Below are 2,931 nucleotides of genomic sequence, written 5' to 3'. Positions count from 1 at the left end.
GCCATTTTCGGGGCCATCGTGCTCGCGGGGGTACCCGGTGGCACCGGGACGCTGTCGGCCGCAGCAACGTCGATCGGCGCCTTCGTCACCATCTTCCTCGGGGTGGCGGGCGCACTCACGATTACGCTGATTGCCTTGATTCTGCTGGAGGAAAAACCACTCGCCGAGACCATGCCGGCCACCCGAACATGACGGGCAGGGCCGCGTGGCGGCCTTGCGACGGCGTTCCGAAAAAGGGGTGATTTACTTTGCCGTCGCACGACGCCAAAGCGGCACCCAATTGACATTGGGTGCCATATTCCGACCATGCTATGACCTGGGTGCGATGCGCGCCGTGGTTATGAGGGTGAGCGCAGTCTGATGCGCTGGTTTCGTTCGAACATTCGTACGGGCGTTGCCGCGGCGCTGTTTGCGCTCGTGGTGCAATTCGCCGTCACGTTCAGCCACGTCGATCTCGACGGGGTGATCTGGCCGCCGACCCGCCATAGCCACTCTCAGGCGGCCAGCGTAGTCCACCACTTCACCGCCGCTCTGCAGAACCCCGGCGATACGCGCAGGTCACAAGGCGTTCCGGACACGGACTGCCCAATCTGCGCCCTCATTCAGTTGGCCAGCAATTCGCCGCCGTCGGTGGCGCCCCCGCTACCGGCCCCCGTGATGCTGGACGGCGCGAAGCTCGAACTGCGCGCTGAATTGCGCTCGGCCGCGGGGCTTTCATTTGCCTTTCAGGCCCGCGGACCACCCTCGCTCATGAGCTGATCGCTCGCGGCGCCTCCGCCGTTGGGAAGCGATCCGTCGTACCGCGTGCAGGCCAAGCGCTGAACACTCGCCGTTCGCGCCTGCATTTTCATGAACACGTCTATTGGGGAGTTCGCGATGACCGCGGATTCCGGTCCCGAATCCGGCCAACGCCAGGCGCCTCCTGGCGGGATGGATCATCGCGACTCGCGCAATGGCGCGGCTGGTCCGTCACCACGCGCCAAAGCGGCCATGCTTCTCCTGCTCGGCGTTCTGATCGGAGCTGTCGGCTATCGGTTGCTTGCCGACTCGCCCGGATATTCCGAACCGTCGCCGGTGGTTGTCAAAACCGCTCGCCCGCTCATTCGCTCCGGCAACCGCGTGTCGTTGCCCGAGGGGTCGCCACTGCGTGCCGCGCTCACGATCAGTCCGGTGGCCGCAAAGGAAATTAAGCGCGATCTCGTTCTTCCCGCCGCCGTGGAGGCCAACCCGGCCCATCTCATCAAGGTCGACCCGCCGGTCGCCGGCCGGGTCACCCAGCTCAAGGTGGAGCTCGGACAAAGGGTGAAGGCGGGGCAGCCGCTGGTCGTGATCGATTCGCCAGACCTCGGTACCGCCTATTCGGATTACGACCGCGCCAAATCCCTGCTGGCGCTCGCGCTCAAGACCCGCACCCGCGAGACCGAACTGACGAAAATTGGCGGTGCTGCGCTGAAGGAGCTGCAGCAGGCGGAGACAGATTACGTCACGGCCCAGGCCGAGTATCAGCGCGCCATGGCGCGATTGAAACAGATCGGGGTCGATCCCGACGCTCCCGCCAAATCCGAGATCGTCACGGTGGCGGCGCCGATGGACGGCAGCGTGATCGATCTCAGCGTCGCGCCGGGCGAATATTGGAACGATCCCACCGCGGCGATGATGACCGTCGCCGATCTCAATACGGTTTGGGTCACGGCGAGCGTACCGGAAAAAGACCTTTCGCTGGTCTCCACTGGGCAGGTGGTGAACGTCGTTCTTGCTGCCTATCCGGGCCAGGTCCTCCACGGAAATGTGCTGTTCGTGAGCGACGTTCTCGATCCGCAAACGCGCCGCACCAAGGTCAGCATCGCTTTCAAAAATCCGGACATGCGAATGCGGCCCGGAATGTTCGCCAACGTCACTTTCTTCGCACCGGCTGAGAGATTTCCGGTCGTGCCGACCAGCGCGCTGGTGCTCAAAGACAACGAAACGCAGGTCTTTGTCGAAACGTCGCCGTGGATATTCGAGGCGCATGACGTGGACATCGCCTTCCAGCAGGGCGGCGAGGCCGTCCTGAGCGGCGGGATCAAAGTCGGCGATCGCGTGGTGACCAGGGGCGGAGTGCTGCTCGGTGATTGATTGGCTCGTCAGCCTCGCGTTGCGCAAGCGCCTGGTCGCGGCGATGATCTGCGTCTTTGCTGCGATTTACGGCTACTACTCGTGGACGCGGCTCGCCGTCGACGCATACCCCGACGTTGCTGATACCGAATCGCAAGTCATCACCCAGGCGCCGGGCCTCGCTGCCGAAGAGGTCGAGCAGCAAGTCACCATTCCGCTCGAACGCGAACTCAACGGCACGCCCGGCCTGGCGATGATGCGCTCGCGCTCGACCTTCGGCCTGTCGCTGATCTCGCTCGTGTTTCGCGACGGCATTGAGGATTATTGGTCGCGCCAGCGCATCATGGAGCGCATCGCGAACGTCACCTTGCCGCCGGGGCTTACTCCAGGGCTCGATCCGCTGTCATCGCCGACCGGGCAAATTCTCTATTACACGCTCGCTTCCGATACCAAGAATCTGCGCCAGCTCTCGGAAATCGAGCAGTGGACGATCATTCCGAGCCTGAAACAGGTTCCGGGCGTGGCCGACATTTCCAACTTCGGCGGTCTGACGACCCAGTATGAGCTCGAGCTCGATCCGCAACAGCTCATGCGCTTTAACTTGTCGCTCAAGAACATCACCGACGCGATCAGTTCCAACAATGCCAATGCCGGCGGCAGCGTGCTCAATCGTGGCGAGCTGGGTTACGTCATCCGCGGCATCGGGCTCATCCAGAATCTCGACGATCTCGGCAACATTGTCGTGGCCGAACACAAGGGCACGCCGATTCTGGTGCGCGAGCTCGGCAAGCTCAAGCTGAGCAATCTCGAGCGCCACGGCATCGTCGGCCAGGACGG

The 2,931-nt window shown here is 63.3% G+C and carries 4 protein-coding genes; all 4 read left to right on the top strand.

Annotation, left to right across the window (positions count from 1 at the left end):
- On the top strand, positions 1–192 hold a 192-nt coding region (locus tag VFW69_RS21190), incomplete at its 5' end, for a hypothetical protein (RefSeq protein ID WP_526504256.1).
- Positions 193–360: 168 nt separating this feature from the next.
- Positions 361–759 (top strand): hypothetical protein, encoded by a 399-nt coding sequence (locus VFW69_RS21185; RefSeq protein ID WP_526504254.1) that lies wholly within the window; start codon positions 361–363, stop codon positions 757–759.
- Positions 760–876: 117 nt separating this feature from the next.
- Positions 877–2,115, top strand: coding sequence for an efflux RND transporter periplasmic adaptor subunit (locus VFW69_RS21180; RefSeq protein ID WP_526504252.1), 1,239 nt, complete (start codon positions 877–879; stop codon positions 2,113–2,115).
- On the top strand, positions 2,108–2,931 hold an 824-nt coding region (locus VFW69_RS21175), incomplete at its 3' end, for an efflux RND transporter permease subunit (protein ID WP_526504250.1). The genes VFW69_RS21180 and VFW69_RS21175, both read left to right, overlap by 8 nt.

Source organism: Mycobacterium sp., assembly GCF_036273375.1.
GTDB lineage: Bacteria > Actinomycetota > Actinomycetes > Mycobacteriales > Mycobacteriaceae > Mycobacterium.
Note: the sequence above shows the minus strand (reverse complement) of the source record. Positions and strands in the feature narration are given on the sequence as shown.